General features: G+C 27.4%; 18 protein-coding genes. 12 read left to right on the top strand and 6 right to left on the bottom strand.

The window, feature by feature from the left end; genetic code table 11:
- Positions 1 to 202: 202 nt before the first annotated feature.
- From CDIF1296T_RS04170 to CDIF1296T_RS04190, 4 genes are all read right to left on the bottom strand, one after another.
- A complete protein-coding gene (locus tag CDIF1296T_RS04170) occupies positions 203 to 472 on the bottom strand; it encodes a DUF3795 domain-containing protein (protein ID WP_003426848.1) in 270 nt (89 codons plus the stop codon).
- A gap of 877 nt (positions 473 to 1,349) precedes the next feature.
- A complete protein-coding gene (locus CDIF1296T_RS04180) occupies positions 1,350 to 2,087 on the bottom strand; it encodes an ABC transporter permease (RefSeq protein ID WP_003439186.1) in 738 nt (245 codons plus the stop codon).
- Between the two features lie 11 nt (positions 2,088 to 2,098).
- Positions 2,099 to 2,860 carry an ABC transporter permease gene (locus tag CDIF1296T_RS04185; RefSeq protein ID WP_009895698.1) on the bottom strand — a complete coding sequence of 254 codons (762 nt, stop codon included), beginning with the start codon at positions 2,858 to 2,860 and terminating at the stop codon, positions 2,099 to 2,101.
- Positions 2,860 to 3,774 carry an ABC transporter ATP-binding protein gene (locus tag CDIF1296T_RS04190; RefSeq protein ID WP_009895699.1) on the bottom strand — a complete coding sequence of 305 codons (915 nt, stop codon included), beginning with the start codon at positions 3,772 to 3,774 and terminating at the stop codon, positions 2,860 to 2,862. The genes CDIF1296T_RS04185 and CDIF1296T_RS04190 overlap by 1 nt, the downstream gene beginning before the upstream one ends.
- Before the next feature lie 170 nt (positions 3,775 to 3,944).
- On the opposite strand from CDIF1296T_RS04190, the gene CDIF1296T_RS04195 reads away from it, so the two are divergent.
- The 7 genes from CDIF1296T_RS04195 to CDIF1296T_RS04230 all read left to right on the top strand — a co-directional run bounded on the left by CDIF1296T_RS04195 (position 3,945) and on the right by CDIF1296T_RS04230 (position 13,318).
- On the top strand, positions 3,945 to 4,652 hold the full coding sequence (locus CDIF1296T_RS04195; RefSeq protein ID WP_009895700.1) for a response regulator transcription factor: 708 nt from the start codon (positions 3,945 to 3,947) through the stop codon (positions 4,650 to 4,652).
- Positions 4,653 to 4,696: 44 nt separating this feature from the next.
- Positions 4,697 to 6,103 (top strand): sensor histidine kinase, encoded by a 1,407-nt coding sequence (locus CDIF1296T_RS04200; protein WP_009895701.1) that lies wholly within the window; start codon positions 4,697 to 4,699, stop codon positions 6,101 to 6,103.
- A gap of 1,759 nt (positions 6,104 to 7,862) precedes the next feature.
- A complete protein-coding gene (locus tag CDIF1296T_RS04205) occupies positions 7,863 to 8,252 on the top strand; it encodes a BlaI/MecI/CopY family transcriptional regulator (protein WP_003426867.1) in 390 nt (129 codons plus the stop codon).
- Between the two features lie 798 nt (positions 8,253 to 9,050).
- On the top strand, positions 9,051 to 9,521 hold the full coding sequence (locus CDIF1296T_RS04210; RefSeq protein WP_009895702.1) for a VOC family protein: 471 nt from the start codon (positions 9,051 to 9,053) through the stop codon (positions 9,519 to 9,521).
- 304 nt (positions 9,522 to 9,825) lie between these two features.
- A complete protein-coding gene (locus tag CDIF1296T_RS04215) occupies positions 9,826 to 10,695 on the top strand; it encodes a Nif3-like dinuclear metal center hexameric protein (RefSeq protein WP_020397797.1) in 870 nt (289 codons plus the stop codon).
- Positions 10,696 to 11,498: 803 nt separating this feature from the next.
- Complete coding sequence (locus tag CDIF1296T_RS04220; RefSeq protein WP_003439170.1) at positions 11,499 to 12,206, top strand: SAM-dependent methyltransferase; 708 nt, start codon at positions 11,499 to 11,501, stop codon at positions 12,204 to 12,206.
- A gap of 611 nt (positions 12,207 to 12,817) precedes the next feature.
- Complete coding sequence (locus CDIF1296T_RS04230) at positions 12,818 to 13,318, top strand: GNAT family N-acetyltransferase (RefSeq protein WP_009895705.1); 501 nt, start codon at positions 12,818 to 12,820, stop codon at positions 13,316 to 13,318.
- A gap of 249 nt (positions 13,319 to 13,567) precedes the next feature.
- Here CDIF1296T_RS04230 and CDIF1296T_RS04235 read toward each other — a convergent pair whose 3' ends face one another.
- Positions 13,568 to 14,347, bottom strand: coding sequence for a hypothetical protein (locus CDIF1296T_RS04235; RefSeq protein WP_009895707.1), 780 nt, complete (start codon positions 14,345 to 14,347; stop codon positions 13,568 to 13,570).
- Positions 14,344 to 14,823, bottom strand: a complete 480-nt coding sequence (locus CDIF1296T_RS04240; protein WP_009895709.1) for an RNA polymerase sigma factor — start codon at positions 14,821 to 14,823, stop codon at positions 14,344 to 14,346. The genes CDIF1296T_RS04235 and CDIF1296T_RS04240 overlap by 4 nt, the downstream gene beginning before the upstream one ends.
- An 808-nt stretch (positions 14,824 to 15,631) precedes the next feature.
- Between CDIF1296T_RS04240 and CDIF1296T_RS04245 the strand changes: the two genes are divergently transcribed.
- The 5 genes from CDIF1296T_RS04245 (at position 15,632) to CDIF1296T_RS04265 (ending at position 21,644) form a co-directional block, all read left to right on the top strand.
- Positions 15,632 to 16,333 (top strand): DUF5058 family protein, encoded by a 702-nt coding sequence (locus tag CDIF1296T_RS04245; protein WP_009895712.1) that lies wholly within the window; start codon positions 15,632 to 15,634, stop codon positions 16,331 to 16,333.
- A gap of 25 nt (positions 16,334 to 16,358) precedes the next feature.
- Positions 16,359 to 17,015 carry a hypothetical protein gene (locus CDIF1296T_RS04250; protein WP_003426890.1) on the top strand — a complete coding sequence of 219 codons (657 nt, stop codon included), beginning with the start codon at positions 16,359 to 16,361 and terminating at the stop codon, positions 17,013 to 17,015.
- 104 nt (positions 17,016 to 17,119) lie between these two features.
- Positions 17,120 to 18,760, top strand: coding sequence for an N-acyl-D-amino-acid deacylase family protein (locus tag CDIF1296T_RS04255; RefSeq protein WP_003439153.1), 1,641 nt, complete (start codon positions 17,120 to 17,122; stop codon positions 18,758 to 18,760).
- Between the two features lie 357 nt (positions 18,761 to 19,117).
- Positions 19,118 to 20,440 carry a hypothetical protein gene (locus CDIF1296T_RS04260; RefSeq protein ID WP_009895715.1) on the top strand — a complete coding sequence of 441 codons (1,323 nt, stop codon included), beginning with the start codon at positions 19,118 to 19,120 and terminating at the stop codon, positions 20,438 to 20,440.
- 196 nt (positions 20,441 to 20,636) lie between these two features.
- Positions 20,637 to 21,644, top strand: a complete 1,008-nt coding sequence (locus tag CDIF1296T_RS04265; RefSeq protein WP_009895717.1) for a nuclear transport factor 2 family protein — start codon at positions 20,637 to 20,639, stop codon at positions 21,642 to 21,644.
- The last annotated feature ends 33 nt before the right edge of the window (positions 21,645 to 21,677 follow it).

Consider the following 21,677-nt stretch of genomic DNA (forward strand, 5'->3'; position numbering starts at 1 on the left):
AGACATAAAAAAGAGTTGAATATCCGTTTTAAATAATAAAAACTAATACTCAACTCTTTTTTAGTCGTAAATTTTATGTAAATCTATTTGTATGGCTAAATATACCCATCAATAAATGTATAAATATACTAATCAACAAATGACTAAACATACTACCTAACAAAGGATTAAATAAATTCCTTAACAAAGCATTCTAAAACAATTAATTAGAAACTGTTTCTTCAAGCCATTTTCTACATTGCTCAATATTTACCATAGGGTCAAAACCTTGGTCTTTTCCCTTATTTAAAAGCATATCACAAGGGAAAGTATCACATTCACCACAATGATTAAGTTCCTTACTTTCACAGCAAGTTTTAACCTTACATTCTCCACCCCAAAATGGTTTTTCCATAGTTGGGCAACCAGTGCAATTTACTTGTTCTTTTTTTGTACAACTGTCACAACAGACACCACATCTTGATTCAAACATATTCAAACATCCTTTCCATTATTTAAAAATATTATAAAATGATTTTAGATGAATACAAAAGTGCAAATAGTTGATTTTAGGTCATCTAAATGTTAAACATAAAATTATTAGTACTGGTAAATTTATAAAAACTATTCCAAAAATCTTTTTGAATATTTCAAAACACAATAAATTACTTCAAATCCCCTTGAATATATTTTACAGCATTATAGATTGCTTTAAATCTCTTTGAATATTCTACAAGACTATAGATTAGTTTAAATCCCTTTGAATATATTTTACAACATTATAGATTGTTTTAAATCTCTTTGAATATTCTACAAGACTATAGATTAGTTTAAATCCCTTTGAATATTTCAAAACACCATAGATTACTTTAAATCCCTTTGAATGTTCTATAACACTATAAATTACTTTTAACTTTTATATAACCATAAAGTTTTTATCTGGCACTTTAAATGGAGTTTTATATCAAATTTGCCTTCCATCGAATAACCAAACTTAATTTAATTACACATTCCAAGATTCAAATATTCATTCAATATATTTGATAATTCTATGTTATAGCTATAATTAAATATAGATTATTAAAGTTAAATATTTATTTAATATATTGAATGATTTTTTACCTATATTTAATTAAGTTTCATTATATAATATAAAAATTGTTTTTGCATTAAGTTTTAATATAATACATAATAATTTTAAATAATAATATTATTATATATTTTTAAATTTTAGGAGTATATCTATTATATAGCGAGTAGATAAAACATATAAAATTCAAATAAAAGATATATATTTTTAAATAAAATGGATATAGATTTCAACTAAAAAGAATATAAATTTCAAACCCAAAAATATCTAGCATTTACCATTAAGAAATAACATCATTCTTTCTAAAATTTCTATTGGCAATTTCAGAAAATACTATAGTAGTAATAAATGCAACACATATTGTAACTATAGTGTCATTAACATTTAAAGCAGATTGCTTTATAACCCCCATAGCACTACCTAACATAGAATAAGGGAAAAATATACCAACAGCAGGTTTTGCTACTATTAATCCCATACCAAATAGAGAAAGGCAAAGACTAATACCAATAGGAGTTGCAAAACTTCTAATCTTTATAGACATGTATAATTGTATAGAAGCTATTGAAATAGAAATAATCCAACCTTTAGCAATCCAACCAGTCAATTCTTTAGGTACACTACCAGAAAAACCAAACATATTTCCTGCAACTATATAAAAGATAACAAAGAAAACTTGTGTAATAGCTGTAAGTATTGAAACTACTGTAAGTTTAGATAAAAAGATATTTTTTAAATTAACTGGCAGTGTCATTACATTATTCCAATTATGATTCATATGTTCAAGCCTACAAATATATGCACAAAAGATTGCAATTAAGATAGGAAAGAAAAATTCCCCATAAAAAAGACTAACTTGAGTCCATAAGCTGTACCATTCTTTTTTGAGTATGCCTTGATTTAGATAAAAATTACCAGAACCAATCAACACACTTATAAGTGGCAAAGCTAATAATACATACCATATAAAAGAATTTTTTAACTTTAGAATTTCTCCCAAGACTGACTTCCTTAACATTTAAATCCCTCCTATACTTCTTTTTTTAATAAATGATTTCTTCCAATATAATAAATTAGCATTCCAATTAAGAAAACTAAAATCGTGATAGAAAAATTCATATCAATTCTATAGACAGATGAACCTAAAACATTATCATAAGCATAACTTAAAGGTGATAACTCTAGGTAATAAGACCATATAAACAATCTACGAATACCTTGATAAAACAAACCTGATGTCAAACCTATAAAACTACCAATCATGCCAAATGTAATTGCAATCATTTGATTTGGAATTACAGTTGCAATCCATAGGTGTAGTGCAATGATAGCAATACTTACAAGAATTGTTCCTAATGTGTATTTTAAAAGTAAAGATACAGAAATTGACTCAATAACCCCTCTAAAATGTCCAAACAACACAATAGATAACACTTGCATCAATACAGGTATAGATACCAAAATAGCAGAACATAAAAATTTAGATAAATAAATACTATTTAAAGATGTCACAGAAGATTTTAAAAGCTTCCATGTATCTCCTTTATGTTCTATATCGCTTATACGTGATGTGATTATTGATATTAAGATAGGAAAGAATAGACCATTTAAACTTGCAAAACTCATAAGCATATAGGAATATTCAAATCCACCTAACATATCTGGATTACGTGTAATAGCTCTATTTGAATTTACGATACACCACATTATTTCAACAGCTGCAAATAAAAAGGTCATCAGAATAATCTTCTTTCTTTTAAGTTTATAAAATTCTAGACCAAGGTATTTCATTATAAAGTCACCGCCTTACCAGTAAGTTCTAAGAATATATCTTCCAAGCTTTTTTTATGTTCTTCTATTCTAAATACATCTATATTTGAATGGACAAGCATACCATTTATTTTAGCCACATCTGAGTCTTTTAAATTTTCAATAGTCAAGTACCCATCTTGTATAAGTGACATATATCCTTTAGTATTTAATAGTTTTTGTGCAGATACAACATTCTTAGTTTTGATAGCAATCTGACTTTGACCTCTATTATGAAGTTCTTTTATGCTATCTTGAAAAACCAGTTCGCCATGATTTATTATTCCTATTGATGTGGCAATTTGGTCAATTTCACTTAAAAGATGGCTAGAGATTAGAACAGTCATCCCGTATTTTTCTGGTAGAGATTTTATTAATTCTCTAATTTCCTCAATCCCTGCTGGGTCGAGTCCATTTGTAGGTTCATCAAGTATTAATAATTTGGGAAACTTCATTATTGCCATAGCAATACCAAGACGTTGCTTCATACCTAAAGAATATTGACTAACTTTTTTATTTTTTTGATTTTCTAACCTTACAATTTTTAATGCTTCATTTACATTTTTTTTAGGTAAATCTAAGAGTCTTTGCATTATGGTCATGTTTTCAAGCCCTGTAAGATGACCATAGTATGATGGAGATTCTATCAAAGAACCTATATCTTTTAAAATTGATATTCTATTTTTTTCATTTAACTCTTTACCTAAAATATTAATATTTCCTTGTGTGGGTTTAGCAAGTCCAAGAAGCATTTTAAGAGTGGTAGATTTTCCAGCTCCATTAGGACCCAAAAAACCATATACAGCTCCTTGTGGAACTCTTAGGTCTATATCCTTTACTCTAAATATTTTATTGTATTCCTTTGAAAGTCTTTGTGTTCTAATTATCATTTCCATATGTTTCATCCCCTTTTTTAATCTGTGCTTATTGATTCTTTTAACTTATATCAGTATAATAACTTGGTTACATTTCAATTAGCTGAAATTTACCTTACAATAACCTTAAAAGTCTATTTAGGCAAAGTTGTGAAAATGGGTATATGGTATACTAAAGGAGGGTGATGATTATGGAGTCAATAAAAGATAAAAAAATACTTGTGGTTGATGACCACAAGGAATTATTAAAAATGATAGATGAAATCCTGAGAAAAGAGGGATTTAGTAGAGTATTTTTAGCATCAAGTTATGAGGAAGCTGTTAAGGTATTTAGAAATGTAAAGCCAGATTGTGCAATTTTAGATGTTGTATTGCCAGATGGAGATGGTTTTTCTATTATGAGAAAAATTAGAGAGACATCTAAAATACCAGTGATTTTTCTCTCTGCAAGAGGTGAAGATGAAGATAGATTGATTGGTTTGGGCTTAGGGGCTGACGATTATATAGTAAAGCCATTTTTACCAAAGGAACTTACTTTAAGGCTTGTGGGTATATTAAATCGTGTATATGTGCCTATAGAAGAAGAGGAGTTGCCAGTATTTAAACTGGGAGATTCTGTTGTTGTGAATTTAAATAGTGCATGTGTTGAGAAAGAAGGGCAAGAGATTTCTTTAACAGCTAAAGAGCATTCGTTGCTTTTAAAGTTGTATGAAAATAAAGGGAGAATTGTTACTAATGATTCACTATGTCAAGCCATTTGGGGAGATGATATGTATGGATATGAAAATACCCTTATGGTTCATGTTAGAAGGGTTAGAGAGAAGATAGAAAAAACTCCATCTACACCTAAACATCTTATTACAGTAAGAGGTCTTGGATATAAGTTGATGATTAATTAATTTTAGATATTAGAATAAAAGAAATCAAGAGGAGTGATTTAATTTTGGATAGTGTAAAGTACATATTGAGGCGATTTATAGGTTCAAGTATCTTGATTTCATTACTTTTTATTGTATTAAATATAGCAGGTTTTCTTCTGTTTTCATATATGTTATTTGTATCTAAATACTCTGATAATTTAGATACAAGTGATAGCAGAGAAATAAAATCAAACTTGATTATGATTGAAGATAATTTGGTTTTAAAAGATGGAAAGTTTATTTTAGATGATTCTAGTAAGGAAATACTACATAAAAATAAAGTTTGGGCAATGTTAATTGATAACAATGGAGATAGAATATGGGGATTTGATTTACCAAAAGAAATTCCAAGTCATTATACTTTGACAGATGTAGCAAAGTTTTCAAGGTTCTTTTTAAAGGACTATCCTGTGTATGTATGGGAACATCCAAATGGAATATTAGTAACAGGTTATCCAAAAGACAAGTACACTAAGTTTAACCTTACTTATACGGTTAAGGAAATAGAACAATTTCCTATGTTAATAATAGGTATGTTTTTGGTTAATGCAATAGTTACTTTTTTAATAGCTCTATTCATAGGTTTAAAAATGGTGAAATCTATAAAACCAATTATTACTGGCATAAAGCTTATGTCAAAAGGAGAGCCAGTACTTTTACAAGAAAAAGGAATACTAAGTGATATTTCAAAATCTATTAATACTGTATCTAAAGAGTTGCAAATGAAAGATGAAAAACTTAGGAAGAAAGAGGAAGCTAGGTCTAACTGGATTGCAGGAATATCTCATGATATAAGAACTCCACTTTCAATGATAATTGGATATGCTGGAGAACTTGAAGAAAGCAGTAGCCTTTCAAATAGAGAACAAGAGCAAGTGTCTATTATATGCAATCAAGGGATTAAAATCAGAGAATTAGTAAATGACCTAAATTTAGTGTCTAAACTTGAATATAATATGCAAGCATTGAATTGTGATAAGATTAGAGTTTCTGCGTTTTTGAGAGAGCTTATTTCTGAGTTTATAAATAATAATTTGGATAATGACTTTTACGTTGAACTTGATATACTAAATGAAGATATTATTATAGATGCAGATAAAAAATTATTAAAAAGGGCTATTAGTAATTTAATACAAAATAGTATAACTCATAACCAACAAGGATGTAATATAAGGGTTACCTCTAAGTCTGATTTAGATTTTTGCTATATAATTGTTGAAGATGATGGAAAAGGTATGAGTCAAGAAAGAATTAATAGTTTATTAAAGAGCCAAAATGGACTAAGTGAGGCATATGCCAAAGGTCAAAATCATGGTCTAGGTATTTTGATAGTATCTGGCATTATTAATGCACATAGAGGTAAATTAGATATTACGAGCATTGATAGTCAGGGACTAAAAACAATACTAAAATTACCTCTAATTAAGTGATATTTTATAAAATAATAACAGATAAGAATGAAGAATGAAAATATTTTGAAAATAATTTTATTCTTTATTGACAAATTAACTCTATTAGAGTAGAATAAGGATAAATTCTTTTCTTGTCAAGTTTTATTAAAGTAAAGAGTAACTTGTGCTTTATGCGCTTATGGCTGAGTTACTCATGGTATCAAAATTTTCATAGAAATAATATTTTGGAATTATTGTAAGGTTATTAAATTCTTTAGATAATTCCATTTTTTTTATTTTTTAGTTAATATTTAATTTTATTATTGACAAAAAAATTCTACTAAAATAGAATTATGGTATAGTGTTTTTTAATTTTAAGAAAAAATATAATGACATCCTAAAAAAGTTTTAATTATACGCTGTTCTGTGTAGTTATAATAGCTTCTATGTAACTATTGTAAGTATATTATTATAGTTATTTATTTAAAGTACGATAAATGTTTTAAATTGAAGTATTTTGCGCCATTAAGTTCTACTAAAGTAGAGTTTTTGTGTAGTATTTTTAGAAATAACATATATATATATGTATTTATGTTGAAATATATGGAAAATTTATAATATAATTAATGAAAAAATTTAAACTTTGTAATATATAAATAAAAAAACTCTAAAATAGAAGGATATAATTATATAGAATGTTTCAATTAAACAAGGTAAAAACTATAATCTTAAAATTAAAATTAACATTATTCTTAAGAAGCAAGAAATTTAGAAAGTAGGAAGTTTAGTGATAAGTGGTAGTAAGTAAGAAATTTAGGAAGTGGGAAGTTTAGTTATAAGTAGTAGTAAGTAAGAAATTTAGTAAGTGGGAAGTTTAGTGATAAGTGGTAGTAAGTAAGAAATTTAGGAAGTGGGAAGTTTAGTTATAAGTAGTAGTAAGTAAGAAATTTAGTAAGTGGGAAGTTTAGTAGTAATAATTTATAGCAAGTAAGAAATTTAGGAAGTAGGAAGTTTAGTAATAATTTGTAGCAAGTAAGAAACTTAGGGAGTAGGAAGTTTAGTAATAATTTATAGCAAGTAAGAAATTTAGGGAGTAGGAAGTTTAGTAATAATTTGTAGTAAGTAAGAAATTTAGAAAGTAGGAAATTTAGTAATAATTTATAGTAAGTAAGAAAATTAGGGAGTAGGAAGTTTAGTAATAATTTATAGTAAGTAAGAAATTTAGAAAGTAGGAAGTTTAGTAATAATTTATAGCAAGTAAGAAATTTAGGGAGTAGGAAGTTTAGTAATAATTTGTAGCAAGTAAGAAATTTAGAAAGTAGGAAGTTTAGTAGTAATTTATAGTAAGTAAGAAATTTAGTAAGTGAGAAGTTTAGTTATAATTTATAGTAAGTAAGAAATTTAGTAAGTGAGAAGTTCAGTAATAAGTTGTAGTAAATAAAAAGTTTAGGAAGTAGGAAGTTCAGTAATAAGTTGTAGTAAATAAAAAATTTAGGAAGTAGGATTTACTGAAATACAAATATTTAAAATCAAAGAGTTTAAAAGAAAGGAGAGCTACTGGACAAGTATCCAAAATAGATAGCTGAGTACAAAATATTTCATAAAATTAAGCAATATAATACAAGAGAATTTTGACATTATTTATATATATTTACCGTGTACAAATAGCTAAATTTAGGATTAAGATTGAAAAATATCTTATAAGTCTGAGCTTATATAAATCCGTATAAGATGTATTTAATCGAAAAATTTTATTATGGATATTGCTTGTCTATATTCTGAGTAGCAAGGTTTTATCATGACTATAAAAAAGTTGCCACAATCAGAATTAAAGATAATGAAATTTATATGGAAATCAGATTCCAAAGTAACATCTAGAGATATTGTTTTAGGAATGGAGCAAAAATATCAATGGAAACAAACGACAACTTTGACTCTTTTATCTAGATTAGTAGTAAAAAGATTTCTAAATTCTCAAAAGATAGATAAATATACGCATTATGAAGTTTTAATTAAAGAAAAGGAATACATAGGAGTTGAGACAAGAGATTTTTTTAGAAATATTCATGATTCTTCTATAAAAAGTTTATTGTTGTCATTACATGAAAATATTAATTTGAGCAAAGATGATATTTTACTTATTGAAGAGTGGATAAAAAATCTAAAAGAAGAGGAGAAAGACGTATAAGCAAACGTATTTCTTATAGCATCAATATAAAGTGTATGTAAGTGTATTTATGTAATATATTAGTCTACTTAAGTAATATGACAAATGATTATAAGTGGATTATGATACTATAATGTGAATCTAAATAAATTAAATATAAATTAATAGTGGATATTCTATTTAATTAAATTTAAAAAGCTACCTTTACTTATAAGTATAATTAAGGTAGCTTTTTAAATAGAGGTAGTGTAATTAAAGAGAATTTTTAAATATAAATTGTGAAGCTTTAATATAGATGATAATATATATTTTGCAAATATGACACAGTGTTTTCGTATTTAAGATGATAAAATAAATAGGAATTAATGATGATATTGAAAAAATAAAAATAAAGGATTAATATAAGATATTAAAGAGATAGAGATAAAAGTGTTAACAGAAGATATTGAAAAAATAAAAGATTGATATAAGATACTGAAGAGGTAGAAACAAAAGTATTAATAGAAGATATTGAAAAAATAAAAACAAAAGATTGATAGAAAGTACTGAATAGATAGAGATAAAAGTGTTAATAGAAGATATTGAAAAAATAAAAGATTGATATAAGATACTGAAGAGGTAGAAACAAAAGTGTTAATAGAAGATATTGAAAAAATAAAAGATTGATATAAGATACTGAAGAGGTAGAAACAAAAGTGTTAATAGAAGATACTAAAAAAGTAAAAATAAAGGATTAATAAAAGGTACTGAAGAGATAGAGAAAAAAATGTTAATAGAAGATACTGAAAAAATAGAAATAAAAAATTAGGAGGAAAATTTATGAAATATCAGGTTTCATTATTAGCAGTGAAGGATATTGAAGTATCAAAAAAATTTTACAAAGAATTATTTGAGCAAGAAATTGAATTGGACTTAGGTAAAAATGTAACATTTAAAGGAGGATTTGCTATACAAGAAGACTTCGCATGGCTTACAGGGATTAATCCAGATACAGTTATACAAAAATCAAATAATATGGAACTTTATTTTGAGGTTGATGATTTTGACGAATTTATTGAAAAACTCAATTATTATAAAGATGTAGAGTTTGTCCATAAGCCACTAAAACATGAATGGCAACAAAGAGTAGTGCGTATTTATGACCCAGATAAGCATATTATTGAGATAGGAGAGTCTATGGAAGTTATAGCTAGAAGATATTTATCTGAGGGATATTCTGTAGAAGAAACTTCTAAAATAATTCAACATCCAATTGAATTTGTAAAGCAGTGTGAAAATAGTAAGGAATGATTGTTTAAATTATAATTATTTAGTAGAAATTAATTGTGGTAGAACTAATTCAAGATAATATATAGGACTAGTATTTGACAAATGTCATAAATTAAATTAAAATAAAGAAAATATTAATAAAGAAAAAATAAATAAAAATAAGGGGAATATTAATAAAGAAAAAATAAATATAATATTAAAATATATTAATAAATTTGAATATTTATAATATTTTTAATTTTAAGTAGGAATACTTAAACGTATAAAGTTTATTATCGTGAAATTTCTATATTAATATGTAGTAATTCAATATTATTATAAAGGAGTGGTTATTATTAAGGCAATTGAACTTTATAAAAAATTAGATTTAGAATTTAATATTAAAAATATTAATGATGATTGGAGTTTTATGAATTTTGAAAATGATTTTATCACTTCAGAATTTAGAAAAAAATACATAGGATTAGTATTAGATAATGCTCAAAATATTAATAAAGTATACACAACTACTTTTCCTGATAAAGAAATAATTAAGCAGGTTATAGATAAAGATGAAAAAGATATTTTAATTTTTTCACATCATGCAATGGGATACATAGCATCAGATGAAGGTTTTCCATTTCACGACATACCACTATCTTATATGGAAGAGATGAAAAATCGTAGAATTTCTTTTTATGTATTACATTCTCCACTAGACAACTATAGTGACTATTCAACTTCTGTTAGTTTTGCAAAAGCTATGGGTTTAGAAATAGTCAAACCATTTTGTAAATATGACGATAAAATTGAGGTAGGAGTTATATGTAAAACATCACTAAAATCAATAGAAGAGATTAAGGAATTAATTAAAAAATCTGTTGGTCATGATGTGAAATTGTATGATTATGGAGATTCTGTATTAAAAGATGGTTTAGTTGCTATTGCAGCAGGGGGAGGAAGTTATCCATTTGTAGCAAGAGAAGTTGCTGAACTTGGTATAAATCTATATATTACTGGGTTTACTAAGCCTTTAAAACATTTTGAACCAGTATTAGAGTTTCATCAAATAGCAAAAGATAATTTAATTAATGTTATAGGTGCTACTCATTATTCTACAGAAAAATTTGCGTGTATGGGCATGGTCGATTATTTTAAAAATCTAGGTTTAGAATCAGAATTTTTGCAAGGAAAATATTACTTAGAGGATTTATAGGACATATTAAACAATAAAAATAAACAGTTAGTAAAAATTTATTTTACTAACTGTTTATTTTTTTACCTATTTATCCAGTGTTTTGAAAAAATCTATCTTTATTTTTTAAACTAAGAAAATAGACTTTTAATTGCTGATTAGAAGATTTAGTTTTGATGTCTTTTAAATTATTTTTCGATATTTTTTAGTTTATTTTTTGATGTATTTTAGATTATTATTTAGGATTGATTAGAATTTATAAATATTTATTTTAGATTATTATAAATATTTATTTTAAAAAAATAGAATTATTATATTTATGATAATAAATGGTATAATAAAAGGTAAAGTGTCAAATATGCACTAAATTAAATAAGTTAATTAGTATATAGGTTAAAGTGGAAGTAATTAAAACTTATTAAGTATTAGAAAATGACTTCTTATTAGAGTAAGTATCTAAAATGATATAAAAATTATGATTACTCATTAAAGTGACTATTATAGAGTGGATAAGATTACTCATTAAAGCGATTACTGTAGAGTAGATAAAATTACTCACTAAAATAACTATCATAGAGTGGATAAGATTACTCATTAAAGCGATTGCTGTGGAGTAGATAAAATTACCCATCAAAGTTAACTATCACAGTAGATAAGATTATTCATTAAAGTTACTATCACAGAGTGGATAAAATTACACATTAAAATTGTCTGTTAAAGAATGAATAAAAAAGAGATTGCTCAATATAAGAAGCATATAAAAAATAAAAAATCAAACGTATAAAATTTAATAAATAATAACTGATAGGGAAAGGAAAGATAGAATGATATTTACAAAAAGTAATAAATACGATAAGGACTTTCTCATGAAAAATATGATGGGACCTAATTGTATAAAAATATTGGAAGAATTAACAAGTAAGATAAAACTAGAAAAGGGAATGCGTATTTTAGACTTAGGTTGTGGTAAGGGTATATCTTCGATATTTTTAGCAAAGGAATTTGATGCTACTGTATTTGCAACAGATTTATGGATAGAACCAACTGAAAACTATAAAAGATTTAAAGAGTTTAAATTGGATGATAAAATATTTCCAATACAGGCAGAGGCACATGAACTACCTTATGCAGAAGGTTTCTTTGATGCGGTGATAAGTATCGATTCTTATCACTACTTTGGAAACAAAGAAGGATTTTTAGACAATCATATATCACCTCTTGTAAAAGAGGGAGGAATACTTGCTATGGCAATGCCTGGATTAAAAGAAGATTTCGTGGATTGTATACCAGATGAACTCATTCCATTTTGGCAAGATAATATGAACTTCCATTCAATTACATGGTGGAATAAACTTTGGTCTGAATCGGAGTCTGTGATTGTAGAGAAATGTGAAGCTTTAAATTGTCATGATGAAGCTTGGAAGGATTGGATAAATTGTGATAATTCATATGCTATAAATGACAAAAAAATGATGGAAGTAGAGAATGGAAAGTATTTTAATACAATTTCTTTGATAGCGAGAACTAAATAATTGTGATGAATTTATAAAAGTATAAGATAAGTAGAAATATAAGTTGAATGAGAGTATAAGAAGCATAGAAATATAAGTTGAATTAAAGTAGAAGGTAAATAAAAATGTAAGTTAAATAAAGAGTTTATACAAAAATGATTTTTTAGATTATTTATACCCAATCGAGTTGCTTAGGTCAGTTGGGTATTTTTATTTTTTTAAAGTTAAATTGCAAATACTATTGTGTGATATATATTTTAATACTAAATGTTTGTTTTATAAGAAATAAACTAATAGAAAAAATAGCTTTAACAATGAAAGCAAAAAAGGTATTGATGAAGACTAAAAATTTTATAGTACCATTTTATATATTTTTTTATATATTTTATTATACTTTAAATCAAATTTCAAAATGATTAAGTATATATACTCAAAAGATTAAAGAGCTATATTTATTATACTATTAAAAATTATTTTAATAGAGATACAAGAGATAGATATATTGGTTTTAATTTTATAGAAATATACAAAGATATTTTAAGCTAATATATAGTAATTTATATAGCATTATAAAATAGAATCATATAAAATAAGTTAACTACAATCAAAAATTAAAAAGGGGAAATGTTAAGTTGATAGAAGGCATAAAATTTATAAAGGCAGAAGAAAAGTATATTTATTCGTATTGGCAAACTTTTGATAAAATAGCAAAAGAGAGGAAATATCTAGCTATGGATGAAGCCTTTCCTTTTGAAGAAACAGTTGAATTTATAAAAAATATTATAAATAAAAACTTACCACAACTGTTTATAATTGATTTAGAATCAGATAACTGTATTGGTTGGTGTGACGTTTTACCTAAAACTGAAAAAGTTGGTTATCTAGGCATGGGTATTCTTAAAGAGTATAGGGAAAAAGGTATCGGAAGTAGTCTTTTAAAACAAATTATTGATTTATCAAAAGAATATGGGTATGAAAAAATTGAGCTTGATGTATTTAAAAGTAATAGTAGAGCTATTCATGTTTATAAATCTTTAGGGTTTGTAGAGGTAAATACAATATCTAGTGGTTTTACATGGAATGATAGACCTGTAAAAGAAGAAGTAATTCAAATGGAGCTTACACTTATATAAAATAAAGTTAAAGTCTTTAAAATTCCATATACACTTGTATAAAATAAAGTTAAAGCCCTTAAAATTCCATATAAAAGAAATATTTTTAAGGGCTTTTTAATAATGGTTCTTTTGAAGGTAGCTAAATATCTAAAATTTTATATATTAAATTTAAAGAAAATATAAAGATGGAAGATACAACCATGTTTACTAATAAAAAAATTAAAGTCATAAATAATAAACTCATAAACAACTTATTATTACTTATGTTTATTTTGCATCTATTACTTCATGAGCCATTTTAACTAAGTCATTCATAGATAAATTTGAGTCTTGAACTGTAAAAGAATAGTAAACTCCATCTTGTTTCCATGTCAAAAACTTAAATTTATTAACTTCAACTTTGTCTGATTCATTATTTGGCCCCACACTAAATGTGTATTTGCCTGATTTTTCATCAATTTTATCCTGTTCTGTCATTTTATAACCTTCTGGTACAAACTTTTGTGCGAATGCTTCATAAGAAATATTAATATCTTTGTAAGTATCTACAACTTTTAGATTGTCAGAACTCTTCCCAAGTACATCATTTGCTGTGTCAAGAGATATTTCATCATTGCCATTTTTATATTCAAAACTAAGTGCTTTTGATTTTCCTAAAACATTATTTTCTTTGTCAAATGCTTTTTTATTTACAGTATATGCTCCTTTAAATTTATATCCATTACTAAATTCAGAAACTATATTAGGGGTAAAGTTAAAGTCTTTTTTTACTTGTTCTGTAGTTGGGATAGATGTATAGGTAGCCTTAGTACTTGATTTTCCAACTAAACTATATATATGTCCTACTGCAAGGGCTGTTGTGCTCAATATCAAAGTAATGGCTAAAGTTGCAACTAAGCCTTTTCTAAATGGTAATTTGTGTGTTTTATTATTAATCATTTTATAATTTTCCTCTCTTTCTGGTAAACTATTTAGTGTTTTGCTTAAACTATTATGAAAACTTTCTGGAACTTCTGGAAACGAATTATTTAATATATTTTTATTCATATGATTACCTCCGTGTTTTCTAATTTAGTTTTTAATAATCTTCTTCCTCTTGATAATCTACTTTTTACAGTTCCTTGAGGTATATCTAATATTTCCTTAACTTCATCTACTGAATAACCTTCAATATAGTAAAGGACTATTGGAATTTTAATTTTTTTAGGTAGACTTTGAATAGCAGTATACAAATCGCTATAGTCATCTTTTTCATCAATTTTTTTGTTTTTGAAGACATCTTCAAATGATAGAGATTTTAATCGTTTGCGTCTTAATGAATTACATTCATTTATGACTATTCTAATCAGCCATGTTTTAAAGTATTGTTCTTCCTTAAGAGAATCCAACTTTTCATATGCTTTTAAAATAGCATTGTTGATGGCATCTTCACAGTCTTGGTCGTTTCCTAGAATAGACTTAGATACTCGATACAAAGTCTGTTCTGATTCAAGTATATTGTTTGTAAATGTAGTTTTATCCAACTAAGTTCCTTCCCTTCTATGCAAATCGTAGCGCTACTTTTTTGCCTTTCACTTATTAGATAAAATTTTACTATAGATGGTTCACTTTTTTTATGATTATTTGATAAATTTAAGTTTGAAAGTTTTGCCTATTCTATACAAATATTCTATAATATATTTTTTTCTAGTATTTTCCCCTCATATATAAAGCCATGTAGATATATTAAACTTTAGAAGCCATTTATATATTTAGTTTTATAGTAAGTGTTTATATTGAGTAAATTAGAAAATAGTAAGTATTTAATGTTGAGTAGTTAGAATAACAATGCTTTTGGATTATTTACTTCATGTACAGATTTAAAATAAGTTTTTTAAATAATGAGTAAAGATAACAGTATCTTGACTAAAAGTAGGCTTTTAAGAAAAAACAATGAAACTTAAATGAGAATTAAGAGTTAGAAATGTCATTATTTTAGATAGAGATGAACATAAATAAACTTAAAAAATATAAATTATAAAAATAATAATTTTTTTTAAAATAATAAAGTTTTTTGATTAAAAGTTTTATATTGAAATGTCAAAATAATAAAAGACCTTATAAGTTAATTACAGGTTAAAAAAATAATATGTGAATTTTCTGATATTTACTAATTATGAATAAAATATTTAAGTATTAATGTTTTTAGTGAGACTTTAAGACAGATAATCTCCTATTAAAGATACTATATCTTAGATAAAATAAATTAAAACAATATAAAAACATAACAAGATTACAGAAAGAAAGCTCACAATAAAATGCTGAAAAATTTATTTTAAGGAGGAATAAAGTATGAAGTTTCAAGAAATGATTAATAGCCCAGGTCTTTGGATTGTTTCTAGTTTTTTAGTAATTATTTCAGTTGTTCAAGCAATCGTATTTATGAAAGAGGCACTAAAAGAGGCTTCAAATCTTGGTATTGAAAGGAAAGGAATTAAAGCAGCAATTCGCTCAGCTAGTGTTACAGCCATTGGACCTTCTCTATCTCCTGTTATTACATTATTATCACTGGTAGCTGTGATTGGCGCTCCTACGACTTGGATGAGGCTCTGTGATGTCGGAGCAGCTAGAACAGAGCTTGGAGTAATATCTCTTACATCCAATTTATCTGGGGTAGAAGTAGGTAGTGCTGCATTTGGAGCAGAAGCTTTTTCGTATGCACTATGGGGGATGGCTTTAAATAACTTAGGTTGGCTATTTGTTGTATTTATTTTGGGTCATAGAATGCGTGGAATTGTTGAAAAGATGAACATGAAGTATAATCCTACTTGGGTTAAAAAACTACTTGCAGGAGCTACAGTTGGATTATTTGCTTACCTTCTTTCAAATCAAATAAAAACATTTGAAATACCAAAACTTACACCAGCAATTATTTCAGCTATAGTTATGCTAGTATTGACAACTTTATTTAAAAAGAATCAACGATTACAAGAATTATCCTTAGGTATTGCCATGTTAATTGGTATGTTTGGTACACAGATTATATTATCGTGATTAAAACGGATAAGAGGTGATAATTATGTATGATAAAAAGATGATAAAAATAGGGAGAATTTCTATAGGTCTTGCAATTATTGCAAACTTTATTCCCGCTATCTATGTAGGTATTCGCTTTGGTCAGATGCCAATGCTTTCTGTTATATTTCAAATTTGGGGGTTAGTCGCTGCGACTTATGGGGTTAGTTGGATTGTTCAACCTATAGCTTATTATCCTACACTAGGAGCTCCAGGTTCTTATATAGGTTGGCTTGCAGGTTCTGTTGGAGATATACGTATGCCTGCAGCATCAATGGCACAGAAAATTGCAGGTGTAGAAGCAGGAACTCATGAGGGTGAAGTTGTTGGAACAATTGGTACATGTTGTTCAATCTTTGTATCAGCTTCTATGATTACCATTTTTACCATTGTAGGCTATAAAGTAATTCCTTTGTTACCTGAATTTGTTACTAATTCATTTAATTATATACTTCCAGCATTATTTGGAGCAATTTATGTTGATATTGCACGTAAGGATATTCGAGCTGGTGGATGTACGATTGCTGTAGCGTTAGCAATTATGTACTTTGGTGAAAAAATTGGTATACCAGGTGGATTATTAACATTGTTTATTGTGTTAGGTGGGATACTTATCACAAGGGTCTTCTTTGTAATTGATAACAATAAAACAAAAGAATAGGATTGCTTATTAAGGAGAAAGACTAGAATTATTTGTTGAGAAAAAAGAATAGGATTGTTTATTAAGAAATATGAATATAAATAAGTCTTGAAAGGAGAAAAAGCATGTTTGATGTTAAAATTGTCAATGGAATAATCGTTGATGGTACAGGAAATTCAAGATATAAAAGTGATGTAGGGATTGTAGGAGACAAAATCATGGCTATTGGAGATTTAAGTCAAAAAGAGGCTAAAGAGACTATAGACGCAACTGGAAAATTTGTATCACCTGGTTTTATAGATTTCCATACTCATTCTGATTTATCTCTTGTGTATGATAAATACACAAGAAGCCGTATCCATACAGGTGTAACAACAGATGTTATTGCAAACTGTGGTATAGGAGTTGCTCCGATAAGAGAAGAGAAGAAGCAAGAGTTAATTGATTATCTTGGAACTAGGATAATTGGTACAATTCCAACAAAATTAGAGCTTCATTGGAATACAATGCAAGAATACTTTGATTACTTAACTGAAAATTCTCCAGCAGTCAATGTTGTAGCTTATGTAGCACAAGGACCTGTACGTATCAATGAAATGGGATTTTCAAAGGAACCAGCTACTTTAGAGCAACTTAAAAATATGAAGTTGGAAGTTAGAAAAGCTATGGAAGCTGGATGTGTAGCTCTTTCATCAGGATTAGTTTATTTACCAGGAGCATACACAAAGAAAGAAGAAATGGCTGAATTATGTAAGGAATTGATACCATACAATGGATACTATATATCTCATATTAGAGATGAAGGTGATGAAGAAATGGAAGCTCTTGATGAAGCAATTTATATAGCTAAGACTGCAGGAGTTCCTCTACATGTTTCTCATTTAAAAGTTATGGGTCATAAGAATTTTGGAACTATTGATGAGGTATTTAAAAAGCTAGATGAAGCTGAGGCAGATGGTTTGGAAGTAACTTTTGATTGTTACCCATATACAGCTGGAATGACATCTTTGGGTGCACTTTTACCTCCTTGGGCTTTTGAAGGCGGTGTAGAAAATATGGTAAAACGATTAGAAGTACAAGAAAATAGAGACAGAATTATAAAAGAGTTGGAGGAAGGGATTCCTGGATGGCAATGTTTCTACCAATTAGCAGGTGGGTGGAACGGTGTTGTACTAGCCTCTGTAATGACTGAAGCAAATAAATATGTAGAGGGTAAAACTTTAATGGAGGTAGCCAAAATCAATGGTGAAAATCCATTTGATACGTTCTTTAGGCTTTTGATTGAAGAAAAAAGTAAAATTCAAGTAGTTGTTCATACACAAGGTCAAGAGGATACAGATAAGGTTGTTTGCCATCCAAAGTCATGTATAGGTTCTGATAGTATGGACCTTTCTACAGAAGGTTTACTTTCTCTTGGAAAGCCTCATCCTCGTGCATTTGGTACTTTTGGACGAATTTTCTCTTACTATGTTAGAGAAAAAGGTATGTTGACTTTTGAGGAAGCAGTTAAAAAGATAACTTATCTTTCAGCAAAACGCTTAGGCATTTATAAAGAAAGGGGTCTACTTAAAGAAAATTATTTTGCTGACATTGTGGTATTTGACCCAGATACAATAGAAGATAAAGCGACTTATAGTAATCCTAAACAGTATACAGTGGGAGTGGAATATGTGTTGGTGAATGGTAAAATTGCATTGGCAGGAGGAAAGCAAACTGATGTATGTGCTGGACGTGTAATTAAAAATCCTCTTAGCATAGCAAAATAGAATACATTAAGAACTTTTATAAAAATAGTCTTTCTTTGAATATTAAGGAAGGCTATTTTTGTTAAATTAATAAAGATTACTCTACTTGTGTTTTCTAAAGAATTTAACTTTAAGTAGAAAAAACAATATATTAATTGTAAAATGTAATTAATATTAATGAATAAGATTTAAATACAAAAATTTAAATACAAAAATGTTTCAACAGATAGTCGTAATTAAAAAACTTAAAGTAACTTTTTATATTAGGTATAATTGATTATTCAAAATTCTATGAATCAGGAGTCCTGTGCCTTTAGTCATGGTAGGTTTAGAAAATGTTTTAAGAGATAATAGTATCATTAGGAAAGGAGAGACGAAATGAAAATACTTTATGTAGGACCAGGTATGGTAATCGATAAAATACTAGCAGTAAGTAAAAAGAATTTTCCTAATATTGAAGCAGATTTTCTTAGATATGATAGATATATTGAAGTACCTGATTTATTGGAAAAATATAGAGGTAGAGTGGATGCAGTTCTTTTTACAGGTAAGTCGCCATTTAAATTTTTTGAAAAAAGACAAAAAGATTTTGTATTGTCTGATTATATTCCTAGACATGAAACAACATTGTACAGAGTGTTGCTTGAAATTACATATTTGCTTAAATTCGATATTAGTAGACTTAGTATAGGTACTTATGATAAGGCTATGATGAAGAGATTGTATAAAGAAATTGGAGTTGAATTTAAGGATGAACATATGTTTTTTGCAGAGCAAAAGTATTTAGAAGAGGACTATATAAAGTTTGTGCTTGAATTTCATAAATATAATTATCAAAATAATGATGTATGTTGTTGTATTACAGGTCTTGAAGAGGCCTATCATATAATGAAAAAAGATAATATTCCAGTAGTTTTAGCCTTGCCTTCTGAGGACGTAATGGTGCAAAGTATAAAAAACATTCAGATGCGTTATATTGCAAAGAAAAACAATGAGAATCAGATTATTGTTCTTGCTATTAAACTGAACATGCCTTCAGAATATTCACTAATGAAGGAAGATGAGTACGCTTATCTTTCACAAAGGATTAAGATTCTTGATAAACTATACCATTTCAATAGCCGTATAGATGGTGTTTTGGTAGAGCAGAGTAGAAGTGAATTTATGATTTTTACAACTAAAAAAATACTTGAGTTAGAAACAAAGAAATACAGAGATATTTATTTGTTGGATATGATTCGTGAAGTTTCAGTTATAAACACTTATATAGGAATTGGTTATGGAAAAACAGCAAATGAAGCTAAATTTAACGCTTATGAGAGTATTAAGATGGCTCAAAGTCAAAAAAATGATGCAGCATATGTAGTTTTTGAAAATGGAGAAATTATGGGACCACTAAAGCCAAATCCTACTGTCAAAGAGAAAAATAGTTTTGATGAACGTTTTTATCAAATTGCTACAGAGACAGGGCTAAGTGCTAATACTGTATATAAAGTATTCAATAAAATAATAAATAGTGGAAAAACTGAATTTACATCAAAGGAATTAGCTACTATATGTGGTGTAAGTATTAGAACTATGGACAGGATTATACTTAGATTGTGTGATTCTGGTTATTGTGAGGTAGTGAGTGAACAGCTTATGAGCAAGTATGGTAGACCCAGTAGAATATTACGTTTTAAACCTTTTCTGTTGTTTTAAATAGATATAAGTCAAAAATTAAATTTTTATGATAACATTTTCTTTACAACTTTTTAGATATATGTTAATATTTAGAAAAATGCATATGTATTCATAAAATAAACTCAAAACAGCTAAAAAATCATTAAAAAGGAAATCGTATGCATAAAATGAGAAAGTTAATTTATAACTTAAATAAATCTGGGAGGAGATAATTATGGGAAAATATCAGGATTCAAAAAAAGTTGTAAGAAATTATTTTGAAGCATTAGAAAATGCTACTGGGGATGAGGTTGAAAATGTCTTAAAGCAACATATGAAATCAGATTATAACTGGAAAGGTGTGTATCCATTTCGTGAACAAGAAGGCACTGAAAATGTAGCAGATGTATTTTGGAAGCCTTTAAAAAAATCATTGAGTAATATGCAAAGACGACAAGATATTTTCATTGCAGGAACAAATGAGATTGACAATAGTGAATGGGTAATGAGTATGGGGCATTTTATGGGACTTTTTGATAAGGATTGGCTTGGCATTAAACATACTCGCAAAATGATTAGTTTAAGATATGCAGAATTTAACTGTGTTCAAGATGGTAAAATTGCTAAAACTGGATTATTTGTAGATATAATTGGGTTTATGATTCAAGCAGGAGTTAATCCATTGCCACCACAAACAGGTTCATATTTTGTATATCCAGGGCCAATTGACCATAATGGATTACTTTTTGAAGATGCAGATGAAGTTGAAGGAGTAAAAACTTTAGCACTAGTAAATAAAATGGTAGATGATTTATCTGAATTAAATGAAAGTGGTGCTATGGGATGCCCACCAGAAATACTTGAAAAATCTTGGGCTAAAGATATGATTTGGTATGGTCCAGGTGGAATTGGTGCTTCTTATACTATACCTAGATATCAAGAGCAACACCAGCTACCATTTAGAAATAATTTAAAAGGAAAGACTTTTAATGGGCATGTATGTAGATTTGCAGAAGGTAATTTTGCTTGTTTCTTTGGATGGCCTAATCTGACTAATGTACCATGTGGAGGTTTTTTAGGATTACCAGGTGGAGAGGTTAAAGCAGATATGCAAGTTGTTGATGTTTATTATCGTAAGGGCGATAAACTTCAAGAAAACTGGGTGTTAATTGATATTCCTTATTGGTTGAAACAACAAGGGCTTGATATTCTTGAGAGAACTAAAAGTATTTTTAATGCTTAGTTATGCATACGTATTCTAAAACAAAGGGGGATA

Source organism: Clostridioides difficile ATCC 9689 = DSM 1296 (assembly GCF_001077535.1).
GTDB lineage: Bacteria > Bacillota > Clostridia > Peptostreptococcales > Peptostreptococcaceae > Clostridioides > Clostridioides difficile.

Coding starts and splice junctions, on each gene's coding strand:
- CDIF1296T_RS04170 (WP_003426848.1), bottom strand. CDS start 472: ATGTTTGAATCAAGATGTGGTGTCTGTTGTGACAGTTGTACAAAAAAA.
- CDIF1296T_RS04180 (WP_003439186.1), bottom strand. CDS start 2,087: ATGTTAAGGAAGTCAGTCTTGGGAGAAATTCTAAAGTTAAAAAATTCT.
- CDIF1296T_RS04185 (WP_009895698.1), bottom strand. CDS start 2,860: ATGAAATACCTTGGTCTAGAATTTTATAAACTTAAAAGAAAGAAGATT.
- CDIF1296T_RS04190 (WP_009895699.1), bottom strand. CDS start 3,774: ATGGAAATGATAATTAGAACACAAAGACTTTCAAAGGAATACAATAAA.
- CDIF1296T_RS04195 (WP_009895700.1), top strand. CDS start 3,945: ATGGAGTCAATAAAAGATAAAAAAATACTTGTGGTTGATGACCACAAG.
- CDIF1296T_RS04205 (WP_003426867.1), top strand. CDS start 7,863: ATGACTATAAAAAAGTTGCCACAATCAGAATTAAAGATAATGAAATTT.
- CDIF1296T_RS04210 (WP_009895702.1), top strand. CDS start 9,051: ATGAAATATCAGGTTTCATTATTAGCAGTGAAGGATATTGAAGTATCA.
- CDIF1296T_RS04220 (WP_003439170.1), top strand. CDS start 11,499: ATGATATTTACAAAAAGTAATAAATACGATAAGGACTTTCTCATGAAA.
- CDIF1296T_RS04235 (WP_009895707.1), bottom strand. CDS start 14,347: ATGAATAAAAATATATTAAATAATTCGTTTCCAGAAGTTCCAGAAAGT.
- CDIF1296T_RS04245 (WP_009895712.1), top strand. CDS start 15,632: ATGAAGTTTCAAGAAATGATTAATAGCCCAGGTCTTTGGATTGTTTCT.
- CDIF1296T_RS04250 (WP_003426890.1), top strand. CDS start 16,359: ATGTATGATAAAAAGATGATAAAAATAGGGAGAATTTCTATAGGTCTT.
- CDIF1296T_RS04255 (WP_003439153.1), top strand. CDS start 17,120: ATGTTTGATGTTAAAATTGTCAATGGAATAATCGTTGATGGTACAGGA.
- CDIF1296T_RS04260 (WP_009895715.1), top strand. CDS start 19,118: ATGAAAATACTTTATGTAGGACCAGGTATGGTAATCGATAAAATACTA.
- CDIF1296T_RS04265 (WP_009895717.1), top strand. CDS start 20,637: ATGGGAAAATATCAGGATTCAAAAAAAGTTGTAAGAAATTATTTTGAA.